Here is a 25,605-nt window from a genome sequence, read left to right as displayed (position 1 = left end):
CGTGGTGCGTGGAAGTCATGCCACCACGCTACGTCACATTGCTAGGTCGTCTAGCAATTTGTCCGGAAGCGGCGTTGCCCGGAGGCGATGCTTCCTGGCGGCGAGGCTGCTCGGAGGCGTCCCTGCCCGGAGGCGACGCTGCCTGGACATGCGAACGGGCCCGCCGTCCGAAGACGACGAGCCCGTTCCGAGCAGCTGAGGTCAGCCGATGACCGAGATGTTCTCGGCCTGCGGGCCCTTGCGGCCCTCGGTGATCTCGAATTCGACCTTCTGGTTCTCCTCGAGCGACTTGTAGCCGTTGCCAGCGATCGCGGAGAAGTGCGCGAAGACGTCGGCGCTGCCGTCGTCCGGAGCGATGAAGCCGAAGCCCTTTTCGTTGTTGAACCACTTGACGGTGCCAGTTGCCATGATGGCGTTTCCTTAACTTTCTTGCCAGGCCACGTTCGTTGCCTGTCTTGCGAGACGGCTCTTGCTGCCGCCGATCCACCGACGGTTGTCGTCAGATCAGTGCGTCCCGCGGGCATGGGCCGGTGGGACGGGTTCGGGGCCAGGCGACCTGGGAAGATCAGTGACCGATGGCGCTCGAAGGTGCAGAGCACCGGAAGAACGATGGACTCCCGCCGAAGCGGTTGAGACCAACCTACCGTGCTGTGGCCGCAATGGAAGAGGCAGCGCCCACTTCTGTGCAGGATCTCCGCCTCGCAGCCGTTCCTGTTCGCCGTCGGCGTGCAGATCTGGTGGACTAGGGGTGATGGCAGACAAGGAACAGCGCTTCCGGAGCGAGCAGCTCGAGGAGGCCCTCGCGAAGCAGGACGTCGCCGCGGTCGCGTTCGCCCTGCGGAACGACATCGTGATCGTCCCCCGGCTCGTCACCGGCAAGAAGGACATGCAGGTCCGCGTCTTCGGCCGCGAGGGCTCGGACAAGCGCATCCTGCTGCTCTTCTCGTCCGCCGATGCGTACACCGCGATGGTGCCGGACGAGAAGGTCCGCCAGGTCATGGTCTACGACGGGCCGCGGCTCGACGAGTTCCTGGCGGCGCACCTCGACTCGCTCGAGGGCGTGTTCTTCGACATCGCCGGGCCACACACGATGCAGGCGGCACCGGCGGACCTGCTGGCGGCGCTCCGCGCGTAGGCGCGGGCCTGGGCGGCGTCGGTTCGCTCTGGAGGCGCGACGCGCGCCCGTCCTGCGGCTCGCCACGGGCGATCGGTCCGGTCCGGCCTGGTCCGGTTCGGTCAGAGCTGGTCCGGTCCGGTCCGGTCAGGGCCGTCGGTGCCGGTTCCGGTCAGAATGCGCGGTCGAGCTCGCGTTCACGGACCGACTGCGTCAGCGAGAACGCGACGCGCAGCGCCTCGCGCAGGTGCTCGGCGTCCGCGCCGAGCACGGTCGTGAACCCGAGCCGCGAGGCCTCGTTCGCCCGCTGCTTCGCGCCCGTCGCCGGACGGATCTCGCCGGCCAGACTGATCTCGCCCACCGCCGCCAGTGTGTGCGGGTACGGACGGTCCCGCGCAGCGCTCGCCAGGGCCAGCGCGATCGCCAGGTCGGCGCCAGGCTCGGTGAGCTTCATCCCGCCGACCGTCGAGACGTAGACGTCCGCATCGGACAGCTTGAGGCCGGCGCGTCGTTCGAGCACGGCGAGCAGCATCGCCACGCGTGACGCGTCGACGCCGTTCACGACCCGGCGCGGCTGCGGAGCCGAGCTCGGCACGACGAGCGCCTGCACCTCGACCGGGAGCGCACGGCGTCCTTCGAGTGCCACGGTCACGCACGTGCCCGACACCGGGGTGCCGTTCCGCGACATGAAGAGTCCGCTCGGGTCCGGGACCTCGTGGATGCCGTCGCCGGCCATGTCGAAGCAGCCGACCTCGTCTGTCGGGCCGAAGCGGTTCTTGAGCGCCCGGACGAACCGGAGCGCGGTCTGCCGGTCGCCCTCGAAGTGGCAGACGACGTCGACCAGGTGCTCGAGCAGTCGCGGACCCGCGATCGTGCCGTCCTTCGTGACGTGGCCGACGATGAGGACGGGCAGCGACCGCTCCTTCGCCACCCGGATCAGGGTCGAGGCGACCTCGCGCACCTGGGAGGTGCCGCCGGCGATGCCGTCCACGGTGCTCGACGAGATCGTCTGCACGGAGTCGGCGATGACCAGGTCCGGTTGCACCTGGTCGATCTGGCCGAGGATGACGCCGAGGTCGACCTCGCTCGCCAGGTAGAGCTGGTCGTGCATGGCGTTCGTGCGCTCGGCGCGGAGTCGGACCTGGTCCACTGACTCCTCGGCGCTGACGTAGAGGACCCGCTTGCCGGTCGCTGCCGCACGGGAGGCGACCTCGAGCAGCAGTGTCGACTTGCCCACGCCCGGCTCGCCGGACAGCAGTACGGCGGCCCCGGGCACGATGCCGCCGCCGAGCACGCGGTCGAACTCGCCGATCCCGGACGTCCACCGCTGGACCCCCGTTCCGCGGGCCTCGGTGATCGGTCGGGCCACGCGCGCTCCAGCGACGGAGACGGCAGCGGGCCCGCGCGAGCTCGCCGCGGCCGCCGTCGTGTCCTCGACCGTGCCCCACGCCTGGCACTCACCGCAGCGGCCGACCCACTTGATGCTGGTCCACCCGCACTCGGTGCAGCGGTAGAGGGACTGGGTGCGCGCCATGGCTCGAGGCTAGAGCGCCCCGCCGACACCGCGGTGCCGCGGAGCATGCCGGCCGTGACCGGTGTCCTCGCCGTGCTCGTCGTCGGCGCCGCGCTCGTCGTCCTCGTCGTGCGCGGGTGTCCGGTCGTGGCCGCCTGGCTGCTCGGGCAGGGGGATGCCGCCCGTCATCCGCTGCCGCAGCCGCTCCACGCGACCGGGTCGGCCGCCGTGGTCGAGCTCCGTTGCGTGCTCGACGTCCTGCTCGGCCCGGGCGCTCGCGACGGCGCCGGCCTCGCGTCCGAGGTCCTCGGCCTCGCGAGCGGACAGGTAGTGCCGGATCGCGGCGACGGTGTCCACGCGGGCATCGACCGCGGGCTCGAAGGCGCTCGCCCAGATCTCGTACCCGCGGTCGTTCGGGTGGAACAGGTCGCCGTAGCTGTTGAAGAAGGTCCGACGGAGCCCGACGCGCTTCGTGATGACGTGGAGCGGCGCCACGGTCAACCCGAGTTCGGTGGCCACACGGTGCACGATCTCGTTCGCCACGGCGACCTTGCGCTCGCGGTCGGGCACGAACATGCACGGGAGCTCGGCGACGATCGCGTGCGAGGGCACGGCGCTGTAGATCGCACGGATGTTCCGCTCGAACTTGTCCGGGTGGAAGTCCGCGATGTCGTTCGCCCCGATCGACACCGTGCAGATGTCCGGCGAGTACTGACGCAGTTTCGGGAGCTGGTCGTGCTTCGCACCCCACGTCGTCGCGCCCGAGACGCTGAGGTTCACCACCCGCACCGACATGCGCGATCGGTGCCGGATGCGGCGTGCCAGGAGGCCGACGTACCCGCGCCCCGGAGCGGTCGCGCCGACGCCCTGTGCGGCGGAGTCGCCGATCGCGAGGTACGTCAGCTGGCCCTCGTGCTGCAGGCGCTCCCGCCACCAGTCGGCGTGCACGGGCAGCATGTCGACCACGCGCTGGGATGCGGCTCGCTGCCCGCGGATCCCCGCTCGGGCGCCGAACGCGCCACCACCCACGACGGCGAGCCCGCCGATGACGGAGGTGAGCAGGGCGACGAGGGTGCGGGTCTTCATGCCGGAGACCGTACGCGGGCTCGCTCACCCTGGGCTCTGCCGAGGCTGGCCCGTGGATGGACGGCGGGACAGCGCCGGCTGTGAAGGGGAGCGGCCGGTGGTGGTCGTGAGCACCGCCGGAGTCGTGTAAACTCTTTCCCGGTACCGTGTCCGAGCGGCCGAAGGATCATGTCTCGAAAACATGTGTGGGGGCAACTCCACCGTGGGTTCAAATCCCACCGGTACCGCCACAGAAGACCCCCGTTCACGCGGGGGTCTTCTTGTTTCTCACGTGGAATCGGTCGAGCCGCCGAGGTCCTCGATCGCGACGACCTGCTGATCATCGACCGCCTCGAGGTGGAGGTCGGCTTCGAGGACCTGCCGCACCCTGTGCCGGCGATCGTCTCCGCGGTGCAGAACGGGCCCGCGGCGCGGACGGCCGCGTTCGTGCTCGTGACCCGGCGCAGTGGGACGTCGAGCGAGATCCCCGACCGCGCAGCTGAGGAGCCCGCCCGTGCGGTGCCGTTCCCGTTGCCACCGGCGCTGCCGGCGCACATCTGGGTGGGCGCCCCGGCGGGCTCCTGCACGCAGACGCTGATCCGGCCACCGGCACGCTCACGATCCAGACCGGTGAGGGCGAGTTCGAGCTCGTCGGGCTTCCCGGCAACGCGCCAGCTCGTTGGCGCCGCGGTCGGGCGTGCTCCAGGACGAGCTCGACGCTGGCGTGACCGGCGCGATCCAGACCGGCGACGTCGACGGGTACCGAGGGGGTCGCGATCAGGCCGGCCTGAGCTGATGGTCCCGGTCGTGGCCCCTGGGACACATCCACGAGGACCCTCGTGGTCGGCGGTGACCCTGCCGCTTAGGGTGGCCGCGTGGAAGACGTACGCGGTCCGAGCCTGACGCGACTGCTCGTCACGCTCGCGGGCCTGCTGGTCCTGGCCGGAGCGCTCGTCATCGGCGTGCTCGCCGCCGTCGGCACCGCAGCTCAGCGCACGCTCGGGCCCTCGCACACCGCGGACGGCAGCACCTGCAGCCCGCTCGGCGGTGAGTGCAGCCAGCTCTCGCGTTCTGCCGTCGAGCAGATGGTCGGGATCAGCCTCCCGGCAGGAACACGACTCGTCTCCTCCGGGAGCCGGGACATGTTCAAGGCGGACGAATCGTGGGCGGTGGCGTGCGTACCGGAGGCGCAGCGGGTGTTCGACGCGGCCGAGGCCGACGGCTTCGTCCCGCGCACACCCTCCGACCACCCCGAACGCCGCGACTGGTCCGACAAGCAGCCCACGGACCTCGAGGTGCATCGAGCGGCGGCACTCGGAGCCGACCAGTGGCTCCAGCTCGGAGGGGCCTGCTCGGGCGGCTCGTACGTCTACCTCGGCCACTTCCTCGACAAGTGAGCGCCTCGCGGAGCCCGAGCGTGCGCGGTGCCTCGAGGCTGACATGGATCCTGCCGAGTGCAGCCCTCGTCGTCCTCATCGCGCAGATCATGGCCTGCGTCCTCGCCTACCGGTACGTGGCTCCGATCGACGCGGCATGGGAGGCCGACCCTGAGCGTCTCCGCGGCGTCCTGCACGCTCATCCGGCGGGTGTCTGGGCGGCGCGGCGGGCTCTCGCCCTGATCTGGATGGCGACTGTCCCCGTGGCGATGGCCGCGACGATGCTGGCCGTATCGGCCATCGACCGCTTCTGCGCCCAGGGTGCGGTCCACACCTTCGCGCAGACGGTCACAGTAGCTGGGGTCACCACTTCCGTCGCGGGTGTCGTTCTCGCAGTGCTCGCCGTCCTGGAGATCCTGAGCTCATGACGGACCGCTTCGGGGTGCAGGCCCGACCGCCGCGCGTGCTAGGTCAAGAACACCAGTGTGCCGATGCCGATCCAGACGAAGGCGACGCCGGTCAGCGCTGCAAGGCTCACGAGACTGGTCGCGATGATCGCGGACGCCTGTTCCTTCCAGAGCCGGAGTGAACTCGTCGCGATGACCAGGGCGACCACGGCCGCGGGCGGGGTCCCGATCAGCGCGACAGCCTGCACAGTAGCGATGGCGCGATCCTCCGAGGTGGGCGGCGTGTCCTCTGCGTCGTGGTCGAACTGGGAGGGCGGTGTGCGGGCGGCAAGATCGAACGCCGCGGGGGCCAGACCACGCCTCCCGTCACGACGATCAGCGCGATGGCGACGAGCGCTCGGACGTTCAGTGGAGCGCGCTGCGTCTGCCCCAGAAGCCCATGCGCCGACACTGGTGTGGCGCGATGATCGTGCACGAGGAGGGGCGACGACGCAGACACCAGGACCGCCGGCGGATGGCGGGGCTCGACGCGAGCGTCGACGCGGGCCGCGGGACGCCGCAGGCGTCGAACCTCGGTTCAGGACGCCGCCCACAGGTTGAGTGGCCAGGACAGCACCAGCGCCGCAATGACGCAGACGATCGAGATGAGCGGGAGCCACCAGAAGCTCACGCCCTTCCTGCGACGAGAAAGACCTCCCCAGAGCGGGAGCACGATGCTCAGGAGCTCTGCGATGAGGAAGCCGATGTAGATTCCTTGCTGCGCGCCCTCTGAGCACGTTTCCGTTCCCCCGCAGGGCGTGTAGACCATGAGGGCGAACTGGTAGATGAACCAGACGAACGTCGCCGTGACCACCGCTACGACGTTCAGGAGAATGAAGGTCACGTCCCGCCCGAGTGAGGTGGTCATTTCATCCCTTCGCTTGCTCGATCCTGACCGAGCTCCGACTCGTCAGCGAATCGCCGCTGGGGATCCGTGATGACGTTCCGGAGGAAGCTCGACGCATCCGAGCGGATCTTGGTGTCCTCGTTGTAGGAGTCGGAGGGTCCGAAGCTCGCCGTACTCCCGACCTGGCAGACGAAGTCGTTCGAGGAGCAACAGGAGCGAACGAGCGGGATGGCACCGAATGCGATGCTGTTCCCCGTCCAGCTGTCCATGCTGCCAGCTGGTCGGTCACAAGAGATTGCACCGTATGCCGCGATGCGCGCCTTCTCCCCAGCTTCCTCACGAGCAGGTCGCACTCGATCGAGGCGACGATGCCCCACGCCAGGCAGTCGGAGTCGCCCATGGCCGCTTCGCAGATCGCCGCCCACGCGTCCTCCTCGTCGAACTGCGCGATGCGCACGGCCCCGCCCTCGACGGTGAACGGTGCGACGGGGAGACCGCGCGCGCCGCGGGGTGCGCCACCGGTCGGTGTCGACGTCGTGGTCGGTGTGGGCGTCGGCAGGGGTTCGGCGGCCGCGTCCAGGAGGACCGCCTGAGGCCGGTCCGGCTCGGGCGTCGGGGTCACCCAGCTGCCGACCCCGGCCACGAGCGCCAGGATCGAGAGGCTCGCACCGAGCCACAGCGCCCCGTCTGGCGCTGCGCACGTCGGCGACGGAGACGGTCGGGCGCCACCCCGGTGTCCGAGGAGCGGTCGTCCTGCGCACCGATCGCCAGTGCCGTGTCGACGGCGAGGTCCCACCAGCGGACGCGCCGCCTCGAGCGACCCGCCTGTCCGCATCTGCGCCCGCACGACGTGCACGGACGTCCTCATCGGCAGGTGCTCCACGCGGCGAGGCTGCTGAGGCGGCCCGGACCACCGCGGGCCCCTGTTCGGGCCGGACCGGACGCCTGTCGGCTCGCCACTGGCGGACGGGAGGCGCGGGGGCAGCCCGCCCCGCGCCTCCCGTCCGGCCGTCGTCACGTCGAGTCGCCCGCCGTCTTCCGCCGCACCCGCCCCGCCGACCGCGGCGGGTGCTGCCGCAGGTGCCCGCTGATCCGCCCGAGGACGTCCCCCAGCTGCGCGGCGTCGTCGTCGCTGATGTGCGCGAACAGCAGTCCGTGCACCGTCGCGATGTGCCCGGGCAGCACGGTGGCGAGCGCGTCGCGCCCGGCGTCGGTGAGGGAGACCACGGTGCTCCGCTCGTCGTCGGGTGACGGTCCCCGCGTGACGAGCCCGCGCTGCTCGAGCACCTGTGCCTGGTAGGTGAGCCCGCTCCGGCTGTAGACGACCCCGTCCGCCAGGTCGGTCATCCGCAGCCGCCCGTCCGGCGCATCGCCCAGCCGGGCGAGCAGCTGGAACTGCACGTAGCTGAGTTCGCCGGCGTCGCGGAGCTGCTGCTCGACGGCTGGGCGCAGCAGGGCCGCGACCTCGGTGAACGACAGGTACGCGCCGAGCTGGGTCGGGGTGAGCGCCGACGGGGGAGAGTCCATGCCCCGATCCTACCTGTTGCTTCGAACTCGAAGCAGGTGTACGGTCGACCCATCGCTTCGAATTCGAAGCAAACAATGAAGGGGAACATCATGAACGAGGACACCATGCAGGCAGTGCGGTTCCACGAGGTCGGCGGTCCGGAGGTCCTGCGGATCGAGGACGTCGAGCGCCCGGTTCCGGGCACGGGCGAGGTGCTTGTGCAGGTCACCGCCTCCGCCTACAACGCCGCCGACAACGGCATGCGCGGCGGGTTCCTGCCGATCCCGGTCCAGCTGCCGCACGTTCCCGGCTACGACGTGTCCGGCACGGTCGCCGCGCTGGGCGAGGGCGTCGACGGCCTCGCCGTGGGCGACGCGGTGGTCGGGTTCCTGCCGATGGAACGCGACGGCGGTGCCGCCGAGTACGTCGTCACACCCGCGGAGGCACTGGTCGCCGCCCCGACGAGCGTCCCGCTGGTGGACGCCGCGGCACTCCCGTCGGTGGCGCTGACGGCATGGCAGGCACTGTTCGACGAGGGTCGCCTCGAGGCGGGCCAGCGCGTGCTGATCAACGGCGCCGGTGGCGTGGTCGGGAAGTACGCGATCCAGCTCGCCGTCCGTGCCGGCGTGCACGTGGTCGCCACCGCGAGCCCGCGGAGCGCCGACGCGGTCCGCGCCGCGGGGGCCCAGCAGGTGATCGACCACACCACGACCGACGTCCTGGCGGCGGTCGACGAGCCGGTCGACGTGCTGCTGAACCTCGCGCCGATCGAGCCGGAGCAGTTCCGGGCGCTCGTCGCCGCCGTGCGTGACGGCGGGGTCGTGGTGAGCACCACGGCGTTCATGGCGACGCCGGACGACGAGTCCCGGGGCGTCCGCGCCGCGACGGTGTTCGTCCTGCCGGACCGCGGGCGCCTGGCCGAGCTCGTCGCGCTCGTCGACGCCGGGCAGCTGACGGTCGAGGTCACCCGGCGCATCCGGCTCGAGGACCTCCCGGCGCTGCACGCCGAGGGCGCGGCCGGGCGGATCGCCGGCAAGGTCGTCGTCACCGTCTGAGGGAGGACGACCGCCGGCCGGTCAGCCGATGAAGGACGCCGCGTCGACCGCGTACTCGCCCGTGACGTACGGGGTGAGGTCGACCACCCGGTCGTCGAGGCGGAAGACGTACCGGCCGACCTGCTCGACCACGGCGCTCCGGCCGAGCCAGTCCGCGGCCTCGGAGCGCTCCTCCGGTCGGAGCCAGTCGACGGGGTCGGACGTCGACCGGAACCCGAGGACCGCCGCGGTGTCCTGCAGCGCCCGACGCTCGTCCGGACCGAGCAGGTTCCGCGCACTGCGGAAGTAGACCGAGTCGGGGTCCACCTCGTACAGCCGCCGCATCCACACCCGGTTGACCGAGGACACCAGCGCGTTGCGGGCGCCCTCGCCGGAGGGGTCGCCCACCCGCTCGGCGTTGTCCCAGAACGGCGCGACGTCCGGTCCGACACGGGCTCCGTCGAACACCCCGACCGAGGGGATCATCGGGACCCCGCACCCGAGCAGGTAGACGTCGTCGCCGACGGTGGCTCGGATGTGCTCGATCGCCTGCCGGTAGGCCTGTTCGCGGGGCAGGTCGACGTGTCGGTGCCCGGCGATCGCCCCGGCGTACATGAAGTCGAGCTTCAGGTAGCTGTAGCCGTCCGCGGTGATCCGGTCGAACACCCCGCGGAGGTGGTCGGTCACCTCCGGGTTCGTCGTGTCGAGCGAGTGGTAGTGCGACCCCCAGTTGTGCCCGGTGACGAGCGGACGGCCGTCGTCACCCGCGACGAGCAGGTCGGGGCGCTCGGTGGCGATCGTCGAGCCGGGCAGGGCGATCAGCGGCGCGAGCCAGATGCCCGGACGGAAGCCGTGGCGCGCGATGGTCCGTGCGGTCGCCGCCATCCCGCTCGGGAAGTCGGGCCCCGCCGTCCAGTCGCCGACGATGGGCTCCCACCCGTCGTCCATCTGGAAGACGTCGACCGGGTAGCCCTCGAGGTCGGCGGCCGCCCGCGCGATCCGGTCCTCGGTGATGTCCTCGTAGTACGAGTACCAGCTGCTCCACACGGTGCCGGCGCGGGCCGTCCGGCGACCGAGCCGCTCGGTGACCCGGTCGGCGTACGCGGCGAAGACGTCCTGCTCGGCGCCGTACGCGACGAACCACTCCGCGTCGTCCTGCTCGCTCGACGCCCACAGGACGTTGCCGTCGGCGCCGACCCGCGGGGTGCCGAGCCCGAGCGCCCCGACGAGGAGGGTGCCGCCGTCCGGACCGGTCACCGCACCCACCGCGCTGCCGGAGTGCGCGTGCGGTGTCTCGTTCGCGGCGTCGTCGGCGGTCAGCAGGCGTTCGGGGCTGTCCTTGATCCCGATGGTGTCGCCGTCGACCCGCGTCCACCCGCTCGGGCTCCACGAGTTCCAGCCGTGCCGGTAGAACTCGGCGCGGTGCCCGAAGGGGTGGAGCAGCGCGACGGGGCCAGCCGGGACGAGCCACCCGTCCGCCGTCCGGCGGGGTGGTCCGGAGACGTTCGCGGGCACCCGGAGGCCGTCGAACTCGAACGTGTACTGCACGGGTGGTCTCCTCGTGGTGTCGGTGCGTGGTGTCGATGCCTGGTGTCGGTGCGTGGTGTCAGCGGGCGGCGCTGGAGGTGGCCGGGACCGTCTCCGCGGTGAACCGCTCGGGGATCGGTGCCCCGGCCCGGCGCATCGCGACCAGGACGCTGCCGACGGTCGGATCGTGTCGGGGTTCGACGAGCTCGAGGGTCGTGTCCTCGGCGAGCAGTGCGATGGCGAACGCCTCGCGGAACCGCGGCGCCCGGAAGAGCCCGCCGGAGTACGACACGGGGACCGGCTCGTCGGCGGGGAAGCCGAGCGCGCGGACCGTCGTGCCGACCAGGGTCGTGAGCTCCGCGGCGGCGCGGCGCAGGACGTCGGCAGCAGCGTCGTCGCCGGCGTCGGCGGCTGCGACGACCACCTTCGCCAGGTCGGCGACGGTGCCGCGGTCCGCGCCCCACTCGTCCATGACGACGCCGATCAGGTCGAGGTCCTCGGTCACCCCGACCCGCTCGCGCACGAGTGCGTGCAGCGGACCCCGGGGGAGTCGGCCGTCCGCCATCCGCGAGAAGGCGTTGAGCCCCTGGACTGCGACCCAGTACGCGGACCCCTCGTCGCCGAACACCTCGCTCCAGCCGCCGACGCGGTGCGCGGTGCCGCCGCGCTCGCCGTAGGCCATCGACCCGGTGCCGGCGATCACGTTGACGCCGTCGCGGCCGGCCAGTGATCCGGCCCAGCCGCCGACCATGTCGTTGCCGCAGGAGTACCGGTCGTGTCCGAGCACGTCGGCGGGGAGGGCGTCGAGCACGGGGGTGTCACGACTCGACTCCCCGTGACCGGGGATGCCGAAGTGCGCGAACGTGATGTCCGCCGGGGCGATGCCGGCCGCCGACGTCACCGCGTCGACGCCCGCACGGACGACGTCGCCGACGAGACCGGTCCCCGCGTCGAACCAGGAGGAGGCCGGCTGCCGCGACTCGGCGAGCGTGGTGCCCTCGCCGTCGGTGAGCAGGAACGCGGTCTTGGTGCCGCCGCCGTCCATGCCGAGGAAGACGGTCATGCCCGTGCAGCTCCCGCGCGGTGGTCGTGGATGGTCACGCCCTGGACGACGCGGTTGACCGTGCCGCCCGGGAACGGGTTGTCCGGGGTGCACCCGTGCGCGACGGACGTGGCGAGCGCGAGGAGCTGGGCGAAGCCGACCAGGGCGACGCTGCGGAACGCGTCGTCGAGGCCCGCCAGGTCGTCGAGCGGGAAGGAACGCTCGTCGTCCGCGTCCCCGCCGACCGAGACGACCCGGACGGCTCCGTCCGCGCGGAGCTCCCGGAGGATGTCCGCGTCGTACCGCGCCGTGTACGGGTCCGACGAGCCGTAGACGACCACCAGGGTGTGCGCACCCGCGACGGCCTTCGGGCCGTGCCGGAAGCCGAGCGGGGTGTCGAAGAACGACACGACCCCGCCGGCGGTGAGCTCGAGCAGCTTCAGCGCCGACTCGCGTGCCAGGCCCTGCAGCGCTCCGCTGCCCAGGTACACGACGCGTTCGGTGCCCTCCGCGAGCGAGGCGATCCGTGCCTCCAGGCCGGCGATCGTCCGTGCCGCCGCGACCAGCGCGCCGGTGCCGGCCACGAGCTCCGGCCGGAAGGCCAGGAGGACGGCGAGGAGCATCGTGGAGAAGCTGGACGTCATCGCGAAGCCGGTGTCGTTCGTCTCGGCCGGCATGTCGAGGACGAAGGACCGGTCCTGCCCGCGGTGCTCGCGGGCGAGGGCGCCCGTGGGGTCGCAGGTGACGACCAGGTGGTGCGCACCGGGCGCGACGTCGTCGACGACGCGGGTCGCTGCGACGCTCTCCGGACTGTTGCCCGAGCGGGCGAACGAGACCAGGAGCACCCGGCCGGGGTCGCCGAGCGAGCCGTGCGGGTCGGCGACGATGTCGGTCGTGGCGATCGACTCGACGCGACGGCCGAGGTGGCGGCGCAGGTCGACGCTCGCGATGTCCCCGACGAAGGCCGAGGTGCCGGCCCCGGTGAGCACGATGCGCAGGTCCTCGTCGGCGAGCAGCGGCTGCAGGAAGGCGTCGAGCGCGGCACGGCGGTCGTCGAGCGACGCGACGAGGCGCTGCCAGCTGTCGGGCTGCTGCAGGATCTCGCGGTGGGTCGCGGTCTCGTCGGCGCGGACGGGGGCGGTGGTGGTCACAGGGACTCCTTGCTGGTGGTGGTGGTGACCGTACCGGTGGCCTGCGCGCGCGGGGCGACGGCGGCGGCGTACGGACGCAGGACGTCGCGGACGCGGTCGAGCACGATGTCCTCGGCACGGTTCGGCAGCAGGCCCTCGCGGACCCGCTCGTACTGCACGGGCAGGTACTGGCTCAGCAGCGGGAGCGGGATGCCGACCTCGTCGAGGCTGCGGACGAGCGCCTCGGTCGCGGCGGTGATCTCCGGGTCCGGCCAGTAGTAGCGCATGCGGTCGCTGTAGCTGTAGGTGCGGGCGATGCGCTGCTCGTGCGCGTCGCCCTCGTAGTAGCGCTCCCAGCGGTCCGGCTCCGCGAGCATCCGACGCTCGACGACGCTGCGCAGGTCGACCGCGCTGCCGTCCGGGACGAGTTCCGCCTCGACGGCGTCGAGGGCGAACAGCGCCTCGCGGAGCCCGAAGGTCAGGCCGGGGCCGACCTTGAGCACCGCCCAGTGATCGTCGACCAGGGCACGGAGCGCCTCGGGCGTCTGGTAGTCGGTCGAGTGGGCCTCGTACACGAGTCCGGGCGTCGCCTCGATGACCTCCTGCAGCGCGGTCGTGGCCTCGGGCACGTAGTCGATGACCTGCAGGTGGTCGAACTCCACCGCGGGCTGCACGACGAGCGCGACGACGCGCGGCCACACGTCGGCGAGGCCGGCGCGCTCGAACGCTGCGCGGTGCACGTCGAGCGTCCCGACCGCGGCCGTGGCCGGGGTCGGCTCGAGGTCGTGCAGCGTCTCCTTCGCCCCGCCGGGGGTCGGGACCTCGGTGCCGATGACGTAGACGATGCCGTCGCGGTCGATCCCGGCGTCGGTGGCGGCGGACTCCGCGGCGGCGAGCAGCACGGCGGCCCGCTCGGCGACGACCGCGTCGGTCAGCGGGGCGACCTCGCCCTGCAGCGGCATGCTGCAGTCGAGGTGGATCTTCGTGTAGCCGGCGGTGACGTAGGCACGGACGAGGTCGACGGCGAGCGGCATCGCCTCGGCGGCCGGGCGGTCCTGCCACGTGTTCGGGCCGAGGTGGTCGCCGCCGAGGACGAGCCGGTCGGCCGGGAAGCCCTCGGCCTCGGCGAGGTCGAGCACCGCGGCCCGGAAGTCCGCGGGGGTCATGCCGGTGTACCCGCCGAACTGGTCGACCTGGTTGGAGGTCGCCTCGACGAGCAGGGGCGCGTCGTCCTCGAGCGCCTGGCGCATCGAGGCCCGCAGGACGTAGGGGTTCGCCGAGCAGACCGAGTACATGCCCTCACCGGATCCGGCACGGTGGCGAGCGACGAGCGCAGTGATGGGGTTCACGTGGTTCTCCTGGTGCGTGCGCCGCGGTCGGCGGCGCTGCCGACGCGGCACCGTCCGGCGCCGCGTCCGGACCCAGTGTCGGCAACGACCGATCAGTTCCGCTGCCAGAACGATCACTCCGGTCATTCGCAGTGATCGTTCTGGCGCATGATGGGTCCATGGACAACGACTCGCCGGACGTCGGCCGCAAGCGGCGGGACCGGATGCGGGACATCCTCGAGCGGGTGCGCGAGCAGGGCTCGACGAGCACCGACGAGCTGATCCGGGCCTGCGGCGTCTCGGCGGCCACGGTCCGACGCGACCTCGGCGAGCTCGAGGCGCGCGGTCTCGTCGTGCGCAGCTACGGCCGGGTCGAGTCGGTCGGCGCGCTCCCGGAGCTGCCCGTCGTGATGCGGGCCTCGGAAGCCGACGCCGCCAAGCGCGCGGTCGGTCGGCTCGCCGCACGGCTCCTGCCCCCGGGGCGACAGGCCGTCGCGGTCAGCGGGGGGACCACCACGAAGGAGGTCGTGCGGGCGCTCGGCGACCGGAACGGTCTGACGGTGATCACGAACGCCGTGACCATCGCGCTCGAGGTCTCGCGCAGCCCGCGGGTGAAGACGATCCTGACCGGCGGCACGCTCCGCGCCACCTCGCTCGAGGCCGTCGGTCCCCTGGCCGAGGCCGCGTTCGCGGCGTTCAAGGTGACGACGGCGTTCCTCGGCACGGACGGCATCAGCGCGGCCGGCGGCGTCACCACGCACGACGACACCGAGGCGCGGACGAACGGCGTGATGGTGACGCACGCCGACCGCGTGGTCGTGGTGTGCGACGGCTCGAAGGTCGGGCGGCAGACGATGGCGCGGATGGCCGACATCGGCGACGTGTCGGTCCTGGTGACCGACGAGCACGCCCCGGCGGAGGCGCTCGAGCAGATCGCCGCGGCCGGGGTCGAGGTCCTCATCGCCTGAGCGCTCCACGCCCGAACGCGCACTCGTCCTGCGCGTTTCGCGAGGCTGCGTGGTGGTCGTGCCCACCGCGCCCTACCGTGGGGCCCGGCCGGCGAACCCCGTCGAGGCCGCGCACCCGGACGCCGCAGGAGCCCGCGTCGGGACGCGTGACCTCCCACCCCTCCGTGCCCTCTGCCACCCGCCGGGTGGCCCCGACCGTCGTCCCTCGGCGGTACCCCGAACGAAGGGCTTCCCATGACCCGCATCGTGTTCGTCGGCGCCGGGAGCGTCGTCTTCACGCGACAGCTGCTCGCCGACCTCCTCCGGTACGACGACCTCCCCGAGCTGGACCTCCGGCTGTTCGACGTCGACGAGCGTCGCCTCGCCGTCGCCGAGGCCACCGCCCGCCAGGTGAGCGAGCGCCTCGGCCGGCCGGTCACCCTCACGGCGACGACCGACCGACGCCGCGCCCTCGCCGACGCGGACTTCGTCGTCGACATGGTGCAGATCGGCGGGATCGCCGCGACCCGGACCGACCTCGAGATCCCGGAGCGGTACGGCCTGCACCAGACCATCGGTGACACCACGGGGGTCGGCGGCGTCTTCCGTGCCCTCCGCACCTTCCCGTTCCTCACCGAGCTGACCGCGGACATGCGCGAGGTCGCCCCGGACGCGGTCCTGCTCAACTACACGAACCCGATGGCGATGAACATCTGGTGGGCGGACACCGTCGCGCCGGACATCACGGCGCTCGGGCTCTGCCACAGCGTCTACTGGACCGCGCACGACCTCGCCGGACTCCTCGACCTCGACGTCGAGCAGACCCGGTTCCGCGCAGCAGGCGTCAACCACCAGTCGTGGTTGCTCGAGTGGACGCACGAGGGCGAGGACCTGTACCCGCGGCTCCGCGAGCGCATCCGGCAGGACCCGGAGCTCGAGCGGCGGGTACGGGTCGAGGTGTTCAAGCGGATCGGCTCCTACCCGACCGAGACGAGCGAGCACTCCTCCGAGTACCTGTCGTGGTTCCTCCGCTCGCCGGAGCAGGTCGACCGGTTCCGCCTGCGTCCGCTCGAGTACGTCGGCATCTCCGAGGACAACGTCGCCGAGTTCGAGGCCGCCGAGCGCGACCTGGCGGCCGGCCGACCCGTGCAGCTCGAGGAGGGCGCCTCGGAGTACGCCCCGCAGGTCATCCACTCGCTGGTCACCGGCACCGAGCGCGAGATCCACGCGAACGTGCCGAACAGGGGCCTGATCGACAACCTGCCGGACGGGTGCGTCGTCGAGGTCCCGACCACGGTCGGCGCTGGCGGCATCGCACCGATCCCGATGGGGGCGCTCCCCGTGCAGGCAGCGGCGCTGAACCGGCCGTACGTCTCCGTGAACGAGCTCACCGTGCACGCCGCGCGGACGGGTGACCCGGTCGCGATCCGGCAGGCGGTGCTCATGGACCCGAACGCGTCCTCGACGCTCACGCCCGAGCAGATCTGGGAGCTGTGCAACGACCTCGTCGTCGCCCACGGGGACCTGCTGCCGGAACCGCTGCGCGCGACGATCCCCGCACGCGGGATCTGAGCTCGCCGGCCGACGCACCACTGACGACGAAGGAGTCCGCAGTGACACGCACCACCAGCAGCAGCACACGCACCAGCAGCAGCACACGCACCGCCCGCCGCCGCACCGGACGCGGCGCGCTCGCCGTCGCGATCGCGGTCGCCGCGACGGTCCTCACCGGCTGCGCACCGCAGGGTGCCACCGAGCTCGACACCACGGCACCGGTCCACCTGACCATGTGGTCGGGCCAGAGCGACGAGGCGGCGAAGCTCCTGCAGGTGCTCGTCGACGAGTACGAGGACGAGCACCCGAACGTGACGATCGACATGTCCTCCGGGGCCTCGTCGACCGACGAACTGCTCCAGAAGCTCGCGGCGTCGTTCGCCGGGAACGACTCACCCGACATCTCGTACACCTTCGGGTCGTGGGCGAGCCAGCTCGAGCGATCCGGGCGGACGCTCGACCTGCGCGCCGAGGCGGAGGACCCGGACACGCACTGGGACGAGTTCTCCCCGGCGGCTCGCGGCACCGCGCAGCCGACCGGGCGGAAGGTGATCGGCTTCCCCGCGGTCGTGGACAACATCTCGCTCTTCTACAACAAGACCGTCTTCGACGCCGCCGGCGAGCCGTACCCGACGGCGGACTGGGACTGGTCGGACTTCCGTCGCGCCGCGAAGGCGTTGACGGACCGGGACAGCCAGACCTTCGGCTACGGCTACTCGGTCTCGGGCAGCGAGGAGACCACGTGGCAGATGTGGCCGCACCTCTGGCAGAACGGCGGTTCGATCCTGTCCGAGGACGGCGAGCACGCGGCGTTCGACTCGAAGGCCGGCGTCGAGGCCCTGGAGTTCATGCGGTCCATGGCCGTGACCGACCGCAGCGTGTACCTCGACCAGACGGACACGAAGTTCGCCCAGCTGTTCGAGAGCGACCGCGTCGGCATGATCACCTCCGGTCCGTGGGAGCTCTCCGCCCTGCAGACGGCCGGCACCTCGTACGGCGTGGTGCGGCTCCCCGGCACCGACGGTGACCACCAGACGGTGTCCGGGCCGGACCTCTGGACCCTCTTCGACAACCACGACGTGAACCGCGCGTACTGGGCGAAGGACTTCACGAAGTGGCTGACCTCGCCCGAGCAGGACGAGCGGTTCAACGTCGCGGTCGGCAACCTGCCGCTGCGGTCGAGCGAGGCCGACAGCGAAGCGTTCCGCAAGCAGGTCGACGCCCTGCCCGGACTCGACGTGATCCAGGCGAACTCCGCCAACGCGAAGCAGGTCCGCCCGACCCTGCCCGGCTACAACGGCCTGTCCGAGGCGTTCGGCAACGCGGTGTCCCGCGTGCTGCAGGGCGAGGGCGAACCGGCCGAGGCACTCCGGCAGGCGACCGTCGCCGCCGACAAGGCACTCCGTCAGGGCTAGGAGGCCCCCGTGACCACTCCCGCACTCCGCACCCGTCCGACCACCGACACCGCGCCGCCGCGGCCACCGCGCCGACGTCGATCGGCCGCCGCCCGCGAGGGCCTCGCCGGCTGGGGCTTCGTCGCCCCGGCCCTGGCGGTCGTCCTCGGCCTCACGATCTTCCCAGGGGTCTGGGCGCTCGTCCTCTCCTTCCAGCGCTGGGACGGCTTCAGCCCGCCGTCCTTCGCCGGCATCGAGAACTACCAGGACCTGGCCACCGACGCGAGCGCGCTCGCGGCCGCCGTGCACACCCTGCTGTACACGGTCCTGTTCGTCCCCGCGTCCCTGCTGCTCGGACTCGCCCTGGCCGTCGCGCTGAACCGGCGCATCCGGTTCATCGGGCTGTACCGCACGGCGATCTTCGTGCCGTTCGTGGCCTCGGCCGCGGCGACGGGCATCCTGACCACCTACCTGTTCAGCCCGCAGTTCGGCATCGTCAACAACGTGCTCCGCGTGCTGCACGTCCCGCCCCAGGGCTGGCTCGAGGACCGCGCCGAGGCGATGGTCGTGATCGTCGTCATGTCCCTGTGGGGGCAGGCGGCCTTCACGACCGTCATCTACCTCGCCGCCCTGCAGGACGTCCCCGGCGACGTGCTCGAAGCGGCCCGGATCGACGGCGCGAACAACTGGCAGACCTTCTGGCGCGTGGTGTGGCCGCAGCTGGCGCCCGTCACCGCGTTCGTCGGGATCTACCAGACCCTGCAGGCCGTGCAGCTCTTCGACCTCGTCTACGCAACCACCCGAGGCGGACCGCTCGACGCGACCCAGACGATCGTCTACTACCTGTGGAAGACGGCCTTCCAGAACCTGCAGTTCGGCTACGGGTCCGCCATCGCCTACGGCATGTTCTTCGTCACCCTCACCGCGACCGTGATCGTCACGCTCGTGCAGCGCCGAGCCGGAAGGAACGCGTCACGATGACCGTCGAGACCCGAGTACTCGAGACCCCGAACCGGCCGGACGCCGTCGCGACACCGGCGGAGCGCACCACACCCCGTCGTCGACGTCGCCTCCCGTTCAGCCCGTGGCACCTCCTGCTCGCACCGGTGGCGCTCCTCTTCCTGCTGCCGTTCGTCGAGATGTTCATGACGTCGCTCGAACCGGCCTCGGAGATCAACAAGTTCCCGCCGTCGTTCCTCCCGACGCAGTTCACGCTGTCGGGCTACACGCGCCTGTTCGCCGAGTCGGACATCCTGCACTGGCTCCTCAACACGGTCATCGTGTCGGCGTCGGCGATCGTCTCGCACCTCGTCCTGTGCTCGCTGGCCGGGTACGGGTTCGCGCGCCTGCGGTTCCCGGGGCGGACGTTCGGGTTCCTGGCGATCCTCGCGACGATCATGATCCCGTCGCAGCTGCTCATGATCCCGACGTACGTCATGTTCGCCCGGTTGCACCTCGTGGACAGCCTCGGTGCCGCGATCGTGCCCTGGCTCGCCTCGGCGTTCGGCATCTTCCTGATGCGGCAGTTCTTCCTGTCCCTGCCCGCCGAGCTCGAGGAGGCCGGCCAGATCGACGGGTGCACCCGCCTGCAGGTGTTCTTCCGGATCGTGCTGCCGCTCGCCCGTCCCGCGTTGGCGACGCTCGCGATCTTCACGCTGCTCGGGTCGTGGAACGACCTGGTCTGGCCGCTCGTGGCGATCAACGACGCCGACTCGTTCACGCTGCAGCTCGGTCTGACGAACTTCCAGGGGGCGCGGCGGACCGACTGGTCGCTGCTGATGGCGGGGAACGTGGTCGCCACGCTGCCGCTGATCCTGCTCTTCCTGGTGGCGCAGAAGCAGTTCGTCGCGACGATGGCCTCGGCCGGTCTGAAGGGCTGAGCAGCACGGACGACGGGAGGCACGGTGCTCACGGGCACCGTGCCTCCCGTCGTCCGTGCGGGCGGTCCGCAGGCACGGCTGCCGGCCGGGAGGCGCGGGTCCGCCCGGAACCGAGCCGCTGGCTGGGCGCGGACTGCCGGCCGGGAGGCGCGGGTCGGCTCGGTACCACGCCTCCCGTCCTGCGCACGGACGGACCGGAGCCGCGGGGCGGGCCGGTACCGTGCCTCCCGTCCGGGCGCATCGGCCGTCCACGCGGCCGCAGCGACCACGACGGAGCGCCCCTCGGATCCCGAGGGGCGCTCCGTCCGGTGGCCGTGTCGGCCACCGCTCACTTCAGGCCGGAGGACGCGAGACCGTCGATCACCCGCCGCTGCAGCACGATGAACAGGATCAGCACCGGGGCCATCGCCATCAGGCTCGCCGCCATGAGCAGGGGGTAGTCGATGGTCCGGTCGCTGGACAGGGTCGCGAGCCCGGCGGCGAGCGGCATGTCCTCGGCGCGGGTGGAGACCACCAGCGGCCAGAGCAGCTCGTTCCACGACCAGAGCACGGTCGTGATCGCGAGCACGCTGATCGACGGGCGCGCGAGCGGCAGCATGATCCGCCAGAAGGTCTGGAACGGGTTGGCTCCGTCCATGCGTGCCGCCTCCTCGAGCTCCGCGGGCATGTTGAGGAACGCGGTCCGCATCAGGAAGGTGCCGAAGGCGCTGAACAGGCCCGGTGCGACGATGCCGGCCAGGCTGTCCAGCCACCCGAGGCCCTGGACGATCTGGTACTGCGAGATCAGGTAGACCTGCGACGGCACCAGCAGGATCGACAGCACGATCCCGAGGATGACCGCGCGGCCGCGGAACCGCATGCGGGCGAACGCGTACCCGGCCAGGGTGCACAGCACGATCTGCGCCAGGGTGCGGATCAGGGTCACCCAGATCGAGGTCGCGAGCTGGTCGAGGAAGGGGAGCCGTTCGAACACCCGGGCGAAGTTGCTCCACTGCAGCTCACCGGGCCAGAAGGTCGGCGTCGGCGAGGTCACCTGCGCGTTCGTGGACAGCGCCATGACGATCTGCCACAGGAACGGGAACGCCATGACGAACCCACCGATGCCGAGCACCACGTGGATCCACCAGTGGCTGCCCCCGCGGCGCCCCGGACGCGTCGTCGTCTGCGCCCGGCTGCGGCTCGCCGCCCTCGTGGCCGCCGCGACCTTGCTGCCGCGCGCTTCGATGATGCCGGTCATGACTGGACCCACTTCCGCTGGACCCGGAACTGCACGACGGTGATGATGCCGATGAGCACGAAGATCACCATCGCGATGGCAGCCGCGAAGCCCTTGTCGTTGTCGATGAACCCGGCGTTGTAGAAGTAGAAGACGAGGGACATCGTCTTCGGGATGACCGGGTTGGTGGAGCCGAGGATCGCGTAGAGCAGATCGAACAGCTGGAAGCTCGAGATCGTGGTGACGACGAGCACGAAGAAGATGCTCGGGGTCAGCAGCGGCACGGTGAGCGCGTGGAACTGGCGCCAGCGACTCGCGCCGTCCAGCTCTGCGGCCTCGTACAGCTCGGGTGGGATGTCCTTGAGCCCGGCACCGAGGATGATCATCGAGAAGCCGAGCGACGACCACAGGCCGACGAGGGACACCGCGACGAGCGCGAAGCCCGGGGTGGAGATCCAGTACGGGCCGTCGATGCCGACCAGTCCGAGGAACCAGTTCACGATGCCGAAGTCGCCGTTGTACATGATGCGCCACACCAGGGCGATCGCGGCGGGCATCGCGACGTAGGGCAGGAAGAACAGCACGCGGTAGAACTGTGCGAAGCGCAGGCCCGGCGTGTTCAGCAGGCTCGCGAGCCAGACCGCGATCGGGATGCCGAGCAGGACGATCACCGTGTAGACGATCGTGTTGACCAGCGACTGGTACAGCTGCGGGTCGGTCAGCAGGCGCCCGTAGTTCGCGAGGCCCGTGAAGGTGGCGCCGCCGAACACGCCCCAGCTCGTGAACGAGTACCAGAACGTCTGCAGGATCGGCCAGATGAAGAACGTCCCGACGCCGATGAGCAGCGGGAGCACGAACAACCACGGCCAGATGCCGTCGGTGCGTGGTGCCCGCGACGGTCGCGAGGGGCCGTCGGGACTGGTGTCGGGCGGTGCGGACACCTGTGTGGCGTCCGGTTGCTGGGTGTTGATCGTCATCAGGTCGCTCCTCGGCCAGGGCGGTCGGATCGGGTGGTCCGTGCGGTGCGGATGGGCGGACGGGACGGAGCCGGCCGGCCGGGCGCGGGCCCGACCGACCGGCTCGTCGTCACTCCTTCGCGAGTGCTGCGTCCATCTCCTGGGCGAGCTTCTCCGTCACCTGGTCGACCGGCTCGGAGCCGTCGAAGGCGCTCGGCAGCAGGTTCGTCTCGAGGGTGTTCCACGCGGCGGTGTTCTTCGACACCGGCAGCGGCTTCGCGTAGTCGACCGCGTCGAGGAAGACCTGCAGGTCCGCGTCGGGCATGGTCTTCGTGAAGGCGTCCTGCGTGCCCTCGTACGCCGGGATGACCGCGCCCATGTCGCCCTGCTGCTGCTGTGCCGGCTTGCTCGCCAGGTACGCCTGCAGTGCCTGGGCGGCGGCCTTGTCCTTCGACCCCTCGGCGACGACGTTCGAGACGCCGTGGATGACGGTCGCCTGCTCCTTGCCCTTCGGCAGCGGGTAGACGACGACGTCCTGCTCCATGTCGGTGCCGATCAGCGCCGACCGGAACCAGCTGCCGCCCTGGTACATCGCGAGCTTGCCCGAGGTGAACCACTGGTCCGCCGTGGTGTCGGTCAGTTGCTTGATCGTCGGCGAGGCGCCCGAGTCGATCAGGTCGGTCCAGAAGCGGATGCCCTCCTGCGCGGCCTTCGTGTCGTACTCCGACTTCCCGTCGTCGACGACGGATCCGCCGGCCTGGAAGATCGTGTCGTAGTAGGTGGTCTGTCCGTCCATGCCGCCGGCGGCGCCGTACGCGCCGTCGCCCTGCAGCTTCTGCGACAGTTCGGCGGCGGTGTCCTGGAAGTCCTGCCACGTCCAGTCCTTCGACGGCATCGCGACGCCGGCCTGCTCGAACAGGGCCTTGTTCACCCAGACGCCGATCGTGTCGAAGTCCTTCGGCACGCCGTACTGCTCCCCGTCGTAGGTGTACAGGTCGTCGAGCGCCTTCGAGTACTTCGACGGGTCGATCGCGCCCGACTCCACCGCGCCGGTGATCGGCGCGAGCTTGCCGTTGCCCGCGTAGAGCTGGAAGTTCGGGCCGTTCATCCAGAACAGGTCGGGCAGCGTGTTGCTGGAGCCCTGCGTCTGCAGCTTCGTGAAGTAGTTGGCGTACGGCGTGACGTCGACGTTGACGGTGATGTCCGGGTACTCCTCGTTGAAGCCCTTGATGTTCGCCTTGATCGCGTCGACCTGGTTCTGGTCCCACACGGCGTACGTCAGGTCGGCCTTCGTGTCCTTCGCGACGGTGCCCTTCCCGGAGTCGGAGCCGGCGGACGAGGCGCTGCTGCACCCGGCGAGGAGCGCGACGGCGCTGACCGCGGCAGCGAGACCGAGCAGGGCGCGGCGGCGACCGCGGCCGTGACGGGGGGAGGGGAGGGTCATCGGGTGTTCCTTCCGGAGAGGTCGTCGCGGCCGGCGGCCGAGAAGTGACGGATCGTGGCATCGGGGAGGGGCGGCACGTCGAGCGGGACGGAGCCGTTGCGGAGCGAGCGGGTGGCGAGTGCGCCGGCGGCGACCGCCATGCGCGCCGCGATCGGGGACAGCGTCGTCGGCTCGCCGAGGGCCACCGAGCGGAGGAACTCGGTCATCGTGAGGAGGTCGGCGTCGGCGTGACCGTCCTCGACGCCGTCGACGGGGTACTCGACGTCACCGGTGACGTCCCAGTTGCGGCGGTGGGTCCACACCTTGACGACACCACCGCCGGTGTCGCCGACGTTCTCGAGCCGTCCGTGGGTGCCGATCACCGTGTAGTTGCGCCAGTAGTCGGGCGTGAAGTGGCACTGCTCGTAGCTCGCCTGCACGCCGTTGTCGAGCGTCATCATCACCATCGAGACGTCCTCCACGTCGACGACGGGGTTCAGGCCGGTCTGCTCGGCGGGCGGCCAGTTGTCGAACGAGAACCAGTCGGTCATGAGCTCGTCGCTGCGATCCCGCCGGTCGGTGACGTCGCCGTACACGGAGAGCGACCCCATCCCGACGACCCGGCTCGTGTACGCACCGGCGAGGGCGTGCACGACGTCGAGGTCGTGGCTCGCCTTCTGCAGCAGGAGGGAGTTCACGCGGCTGCGGTCGGCGTGCCAGTCCTTGAAGTAGTAGTCGCCGCCGTTGCCGACGAAGTGGCGGACCCACACCGCCTTGACCTCGCCGATCTCACCGCGGGCGATCACCTCGCGCATGAGTCGGACGACGGCGGCGTGCCGGAAGTTGTGGCCGACGTACAGGGGCGTCCCGGTCTCGGCGGCGGTGTTCAGGACGGCGTCGGCGTCCTCGACCGTGATCGCCAGGGGCTTCTCGAGGTAGACGGCGATGCCGGCACGGAGCAGGTCGATCGCGATCTCGGCGTGGGTCCAGTCCGGGGTGGTGACGATCGCCGCGTCCACGAGGTTCGGCACGCCGTCCGAGCCGATCAGTGCCCGGTGGTCGGCGACCACCTCGGCCTCCGGCCAGTGTGCGGCGGCACGTGTCCGGCCGTTCTCCGTGGTGTCGGCGGCGGCCGTGATCCGGGCGTCCACGCCGTCGGCGTCCAGCCCCGCAGCGGCCACGTGGTCGGCGATGGCCGACCGCTGTCCGATGCCGACGACGCCGACCCGGAGCAGGCGTGTGCTCGTGATGGTCATCTCGCTCCCTTGCGTGATTGTGACGGCAATGATGCCAAATCGATCATGAGTGCACAATAAGCACGCATGGCTCGATCACGGAAGCGTGCATCCGAGGTTGTTACATGTCGGCAACGTCACGACGACGGCACGCGACGGCACACGACGGCACACGACGGCACGGGACGGCGCCGGCCGACTTCGGCTGCGCAGCCGGTGACGGGCGGATCCGGGGTGATTTGGGCCGCGGGGCGTCAGCTCGCGACGACGAGTTCCACGCCGGCGGACGCCAGCTCTGCGGCGAACGACGCCGGCACCGCCTGGTCCGTGACGAGCACGTCGATGCGGTCGAGCGGGCAGATGCGCGCGAAGGTGGAGCGCTCGATCTTCGTCGAGTCGGCGACCACGATGATCCGCCGTCCGACCGACGCGAAGTGCCGGCTCACCTCGGCCTCGCCCTCGTGCATGGTCGTGGCGCCGTACTGGCCGGACAGCCCGTCGACCCCCAGCACGACGACGTCGAGCGCGAACCCGTCGAGGGTGTCGCGGACCGTCGGGCCGATGAGCTCGTACGACTGCCGCCGTGCCACACCGCCCGTCACGACGATCTTGACGTTGGCGCGGATCGACAGCTCGTAGCCGATGTTCAGGGCGTTGGTGACGATGGTGATGCCGCACTCGCCGTCGGCGCGGATGAAGCGCTCGGACTTGCCGAGCTCCCGCGCGACCTCGGTCGTCGTCGTCCCGCCGTTCAGGCCGACGGTGTCCCCCGGGGAGACGAGCGCGGCGGTCGCCCGGGCGATGGCGGTCTTCGCCTCGGCCTGCCGGGCGATCTTGTACTGCAGCGGCAGCTCGTACCCCGCGCCCAGCGCTGCCGCCCCACCGTGGGTGCGCGTGACGAGCCGCTGGTCCGCCAGGGTCGTGAGGTCACGCCGGGCGGTCGCCGCGGAGATGCCGAGCGCCTCGCCGATCTCGGCGATGGAGACGTTCCCGCGGTCGCTCACGAGCTCGAGGAGCGCGTTGAGCCTCTGCTGCGGGGTCATGGCGTCATCCTACGGGCGTGTTCGCTGC

At 71.1% G+C, this 25,605-nt stretch carries 24 protein-coding genes and 1 tRNA gene; 10 read left to right on the top strand and 15 right to left on the bottom strand.

All coding sequences use genetic code 11. The features are described 5' to 3' along the window. Nucleotides 1-201: 201 nt before the first annotated feature. The gene (locus ACIP6W_RS04730) at nucleotides 202-408 is read right to left on the bottom strand and encodes a cold-shock protein (RefSeq protein WP_022904520.1); all 207 of its coding nucleotides are present in this window, start codon (nucleotides 406-408) and stop codon (nucleotides 202-204) included. 343 nt (nucleotides 409-751) lie between these two features. On the opposite strand from ACIP6W_RS04730, the gene ACIP6W_RS04725 reads away from it, so the two are divergent. Continuing rightward, nucleotides 752-1,135, top strand: a complete 384-nt coding sequence (locus tag ACIP6W_RS04725) for an SseB family protein (RefSeq protein ID WP_066651438.1) — start codon at nucleotides 752-754, stop codon at nucleotides 1,133-1,135. Nucleotides 1,136-1,286: 151 nt separating this feature from the next. On the opposite strand, the gene radA is transcribed toward ACIP6W_RS04725, so the two are convergent. Together radA and ACIP6W_RS04715 are read right to left on the bottom strand one after the other, a co-directional pair. Then, a complete protein-coding gene (gene radA / locus ACIP6W_RS04720) occupies nucleotides 1,287-2,648 on the bottom strand; it encodes a DNA repair protein RadA (protein ID WP_066651439.1) in 1,362 nt (453 codons plus the stop codon). A 9-nt stretch (nucleotides 2,649-2,657) separates the two neighbouring features. After that, nucleotides 2,658-3,713, bottom strand: coding sequence for an SGNH/GDSL hydrolase family protein (locus ACIP6W_RS04715; protein ID WP_144411191.1), 1,056 nt, complete (start codon nucleotides 3,711-3,713; stop codon nucleotides 2,658-2,660). Nucleotides 3,714-3,853: 140 nt separating this feature from the next. On the opposite strand from ACIP6W_RS04715, the gene ACIP6W_RS04710 reads away from it, so the two are divergent. The 3 genes from ACIP6W_RS04710 to ACIP6W_RS04700 all read left to right on the top strand — a co-directional run bounded on the left by ACIP6W_RS04710 (nucleotide 3,854) and on the right by ACIP6W_RS04700 (nucleotide 5,496). Next, nucleotides 3,854-3,943 (top strand) — tRNA-Ser (locus tag ACIP6W_RS04710). Between the two features lie 624 nt (nucleotides 3,944-4,567). After that, nucleotides 4,568-5,089, top strand: a complete 522-nt coding sequence (locus ACIP6W_RS04705; protein WP_066651486.1) for a hypothetical protein — start codon at nucleotides 4,568-4,570, stop codon at nucleotides 5,087-5,089. Between the two features lie 20 nt (nucleotides 5,090-5,109). Continuing rightward, nucleotides 5,110-5,496, top strand: coding sequence for a hypothetical protein (locus tag ACIP6W_RS04700; RefSeq protein ID WP_144411198.1), 387 nt, complete (start codon nucleotides 5,110-5,112; stop codon nucleotides 5,494-5,496). 38 nt (nucleotides 5,497-5,534) lie between these two features. Here the strand turns inward: ACIP6W_RS04700 and ACIP6W_RS04695 are convergent, their stop codons facing one another. The 3 genes from ACIP6W_RS04695 to ACIP6W_RS04685 all read right to left on the bottom strand — a co-directional run bounded on the left by ACIP6W_RS04695 (nucleotide 5,535) and on the right by ACIP6W_RS04685 (nucleotide 7,888). After that, nucleotides 5,535-5,723 (bottom strand): hypothetical protein, encoded by a 189-nt coding sequence (locus ACIP6W_RS04695; protein ID WP_066651491.1) that lies wholly within the window; start codon nucleotides 5,721-5,723, stop codon nucleotides 5,535-5,537. A 329-nt stretch (nucleotides 5,724-6,052) separates the two neighbouring features. Beyond that, complete coding sequence (locus ACIP6W_RS04690; RefSeq protein WP_066651492.1) at nucleotides 6,053-6,382, bottom strand: hypothetical protein; 330 nt, start codon at nucleotides 6,380-6,382, stop codon at nucleotides 6,053-6,055. A 993-nt stretch (nucleotides 6,383-7,375) separates the two neighbouring features. Then, a complete protein-coding gene (locus ACIP6W_RS04685) occupies nucleotides 7,376-7,888 on the bottom strand; it encodes a MarR family winged helix-turn-helix transcriptional regulator (RefSeq protein WP_066651500.1) in 513 nt (170 codons plus the stop codon). A gap of 105 nt (nucleotides 7,889-7,993) precedes the next feature. On the opposite strand from ACIP6W_RS04685, the gene ACIP6W_RS04680 reads away from it, so the two are divergent. Then, nucleotides 7,994-8,923, top strand: coding sequence for an NADP-dependent oxidoreductase (locus tag ACIP6W_RS04680; RefSeq protein WP_400428881.1), 930 nt, complete (start codon nucleotides 7,994-7,996; stop codon nucleotides 8,921-8,923). Nucleotides 8,924-8,944: 21 nt separating this feature from the next. On the opposite strand, the gene ACIP6W_RS04675 is transcribed toward ACIP6W_RS04680, so the two are convergent. Genes ACIP6W_RS04675 through ACIP6W_RS04660 form a run of 4 tightly spaced genes read right to left on the bottom strand, consistent with a single transcriptional unit; the run spans nucleotide 8,945 to nucleotide 13,950 of the window. Continuing rightward, nucleotides 8,945-10,450, bottom strand: coding sequence for a glycoside hydrolase family 36 protein (locus ACIP6W_RS04675; RefSeq protein ID WP_400428488.1), 1,506 nt, complete (start codon nucleotides 10,448-10,450; stop codon nucleotides 8,945-8,947). A 58-nt stretch (nucleotides 10,451-10,508) separates the two neighbouring features. After that, on the bottom strand, nucleotides 10,509-11,492 hold the full coding sequence (locus ACIP6W_RS04670) for an N-acetylglucosamine kinase (protein WP_066651504.1): 984 nt from the start codon (nucleotides 11,490-11,492) through the stop codon (nucleotides 10,509-10,511). Further along, nucleotides 11,489-12,622, bottom strand: coding sequence for an SIS domain-containing protein (locus tag ACIP6W_RS04665; RefSeq protein ID WP_209684547.1), 1,134 nt, complete (start codon nucleotides 12,620-12,622; stop codon nucleotides 11,489-11,491). The genes ACIP6W_RS04670 and ACIP6W_RS04665 overlap by 4 nt, the downstream gene beginning before the upstream one ends. Continuing rightward, a complete protein-coding gene (locus ACIP6W_RS04660) occupies nucleotides 12,619-13,950 on the bottom strand; it encodes a D-tagatose-bisphosphate aldolase, class II, non-catalytic subunit (protein ID WP_326497265.1) in 1,332 nt (443 codons plus the stop codon). Before ACIP6W_RS04660 ends, ACIP6W_RS04665 begins: the two co-directional genes overlap by 4 nt. A 158-nt stretch (nucleotides 13,951-14,108) precedes the next feature. Here ACIP6W_RS04660 and ACIP6W_RS04655 point away from each other — a divergent pair, with 158 nt between their 5' ends. The 5 genes from ACIP6W_RS04655 to ACIP6W_RS04635 all read left to right on the top strand — a co-directional run bounded on the left by ACIP6W_RS04655 (nucleotide 14,109) and on the right by ACIP6W_RS04635 (nucleotide 19,704). Further along, nucleotides 14,109-14,897, top strand: coding sequence for a DeoR/GlpR family DNA-binding transcription regulator (locus ACIP6W_RS04655; protein ID WP_066651508.1), 789 nt, complete (start codon nucleotides 14,109-14,111; stop codon nucleotides 14,895-14,897). Nucleotides 14,898-15,131: 234 nt separating this feature from the next. After that, entirely contained in the window at nucleotides 15,132-16,448 is a 1,317-nt protein-coding gene (melA, locus tag ACIP6W_RS04650; RefSeq protein WP_066651509.1) for an alpha-galactosidase, read from the top strand. 41 nt (nucleotides 16,449-16,489) lie between these two features. Continuing rightward, nucleotides 16,490-17,845 carry an ABC transporter substrate-binding protein gene (locus ACIP6W_RS04645; RefSeq protein WP_400428485.1) on the top strand — a complete coding sequence of 452 codons (1,356 nt, stop codon included), beginning with the start codon at nucleotides 16,490-16,492 and terminating at the stop codon, nucleotides 17,843-17,845. 9 nt (nucleotides 17,846-17,854) lie between these two features. Further along, complete coding sequence (locus ACIP6W_RS04640; RefSeq protein ID WP_251154272.1) at nucleotides 17,855-18,805, top strand: carbohydrate ABC transporter permease; 951 nt, start codon at nucleotides 17,855-17,857, stop codon at nucleotides 18,803-18,805. Beyond that, nucleotides 18,802-19,704 (top strand): carbohydrate ABC transporter permease, encoded by a 903-nt coding sequence (locus ACIP6W_RS04635; RefSeq protein ID WP_081984540.1) that lies wholly within the window; start codon nucleotides 18,802-18,804, stop codon nucleotides 19,702-19,704. Before ACIP6W_RS04640 ends, ACIP6W_RS04635 begins: the two co-directional genes overlap by 4 nt. Nucleotides 19,705-20,032: 328 nt before the next feature. On the opposite strand, the gene ACIP6W_RS04630 is transcribed toward ACIP6W_RS04635, so the two are convergent. From ACIP6W_RS04630 to ACIP6W_RS04610, 5 genes are all read right to left on the bottom strand, one after another. Beyond that, nucleotides 20,033-20,941, bottom strand: a complete 909-nt coding sequence (locus tag ACIP6W_RS04630; RefSeq protein ID WP_245172021.1) for a carbohydrate ABC transporter permease — start codon at nucleotides 20,939-20,941, stop codon at nucleotides 20,033-20,035. After that, nucleotides 20,938-21,897 carry a carbohydrate ABC transporter permease gene (locus tag ACIP6W_RS04625; protein ID WP_245172020.1) on the bottom strand — a complete coding sequence of 320 codons (960 nt, stop codon included), beginning with the start codon at nucleotides 21,895-21,897 and terminating at the stop codon, nucleotides 20,938-20,940. Before ACIP6W_RS04625 ends, ACIP6W_RS04630 begins: the two co-directional genes overlap by 4 nt. A gap of 109 nt (nucleotides 21,898-22,006) precedes the next feature. Beyond that, entirely contained in the window at nucleotides 22,007-23,320 is a 1,314-nt protein-coding gene (locus tag ACIP6W_RS04620; protein WP_209684545.1) for a sugar ABC transporter substrate-binding protein, read from the bottom strand. Continuing rightward, nucleotides 23,317-24,555, bottom strand: a complete 1,239-nt coding sequence (locus ACIP6W_RS04615) for a Gfo/Idh/MocA family protein (protein ID WP_271826654.1) — start codon at nucleotides 24,553-24,555, stop codon at nucleotides 23,317-23,319. The genes ACIP6W_RS04620 and ACIP6W_RS04615 overlap by 4 nt, the downstream gene beginning before the upstream one ends. 233 nt (nucleotides 24,556-24,788) lie before the next feature. Beyond that, nucleotides 24,789-25,577, bottom strand: coding sequence for a DeoR/GlpR family DNA-binding transcription regulator (locus ACIP6W_RS04610; protein ID WP_400428482.1), 789 nt, complete (start codon nucleotides 25,575-25,577; stop codon nucleotides 24,789-24,791). Nucleotides 25,578-25,605 lie beyond the last annotated feature (28 nt).

Origin of the sequence: Curtobacterium sp. NPDC088465, assembly GCF_044753165.1 — a bacterium.
Taxonomy (GTDB): domain Bacteria; phylum Actinomycetota; class Actinomycetes; order Actinomycetales; family Microbacteriaceae; genus Curtobacterium.
This window is presented reverse-complemented; position numbering and strand designations above follow the sequence as displayed.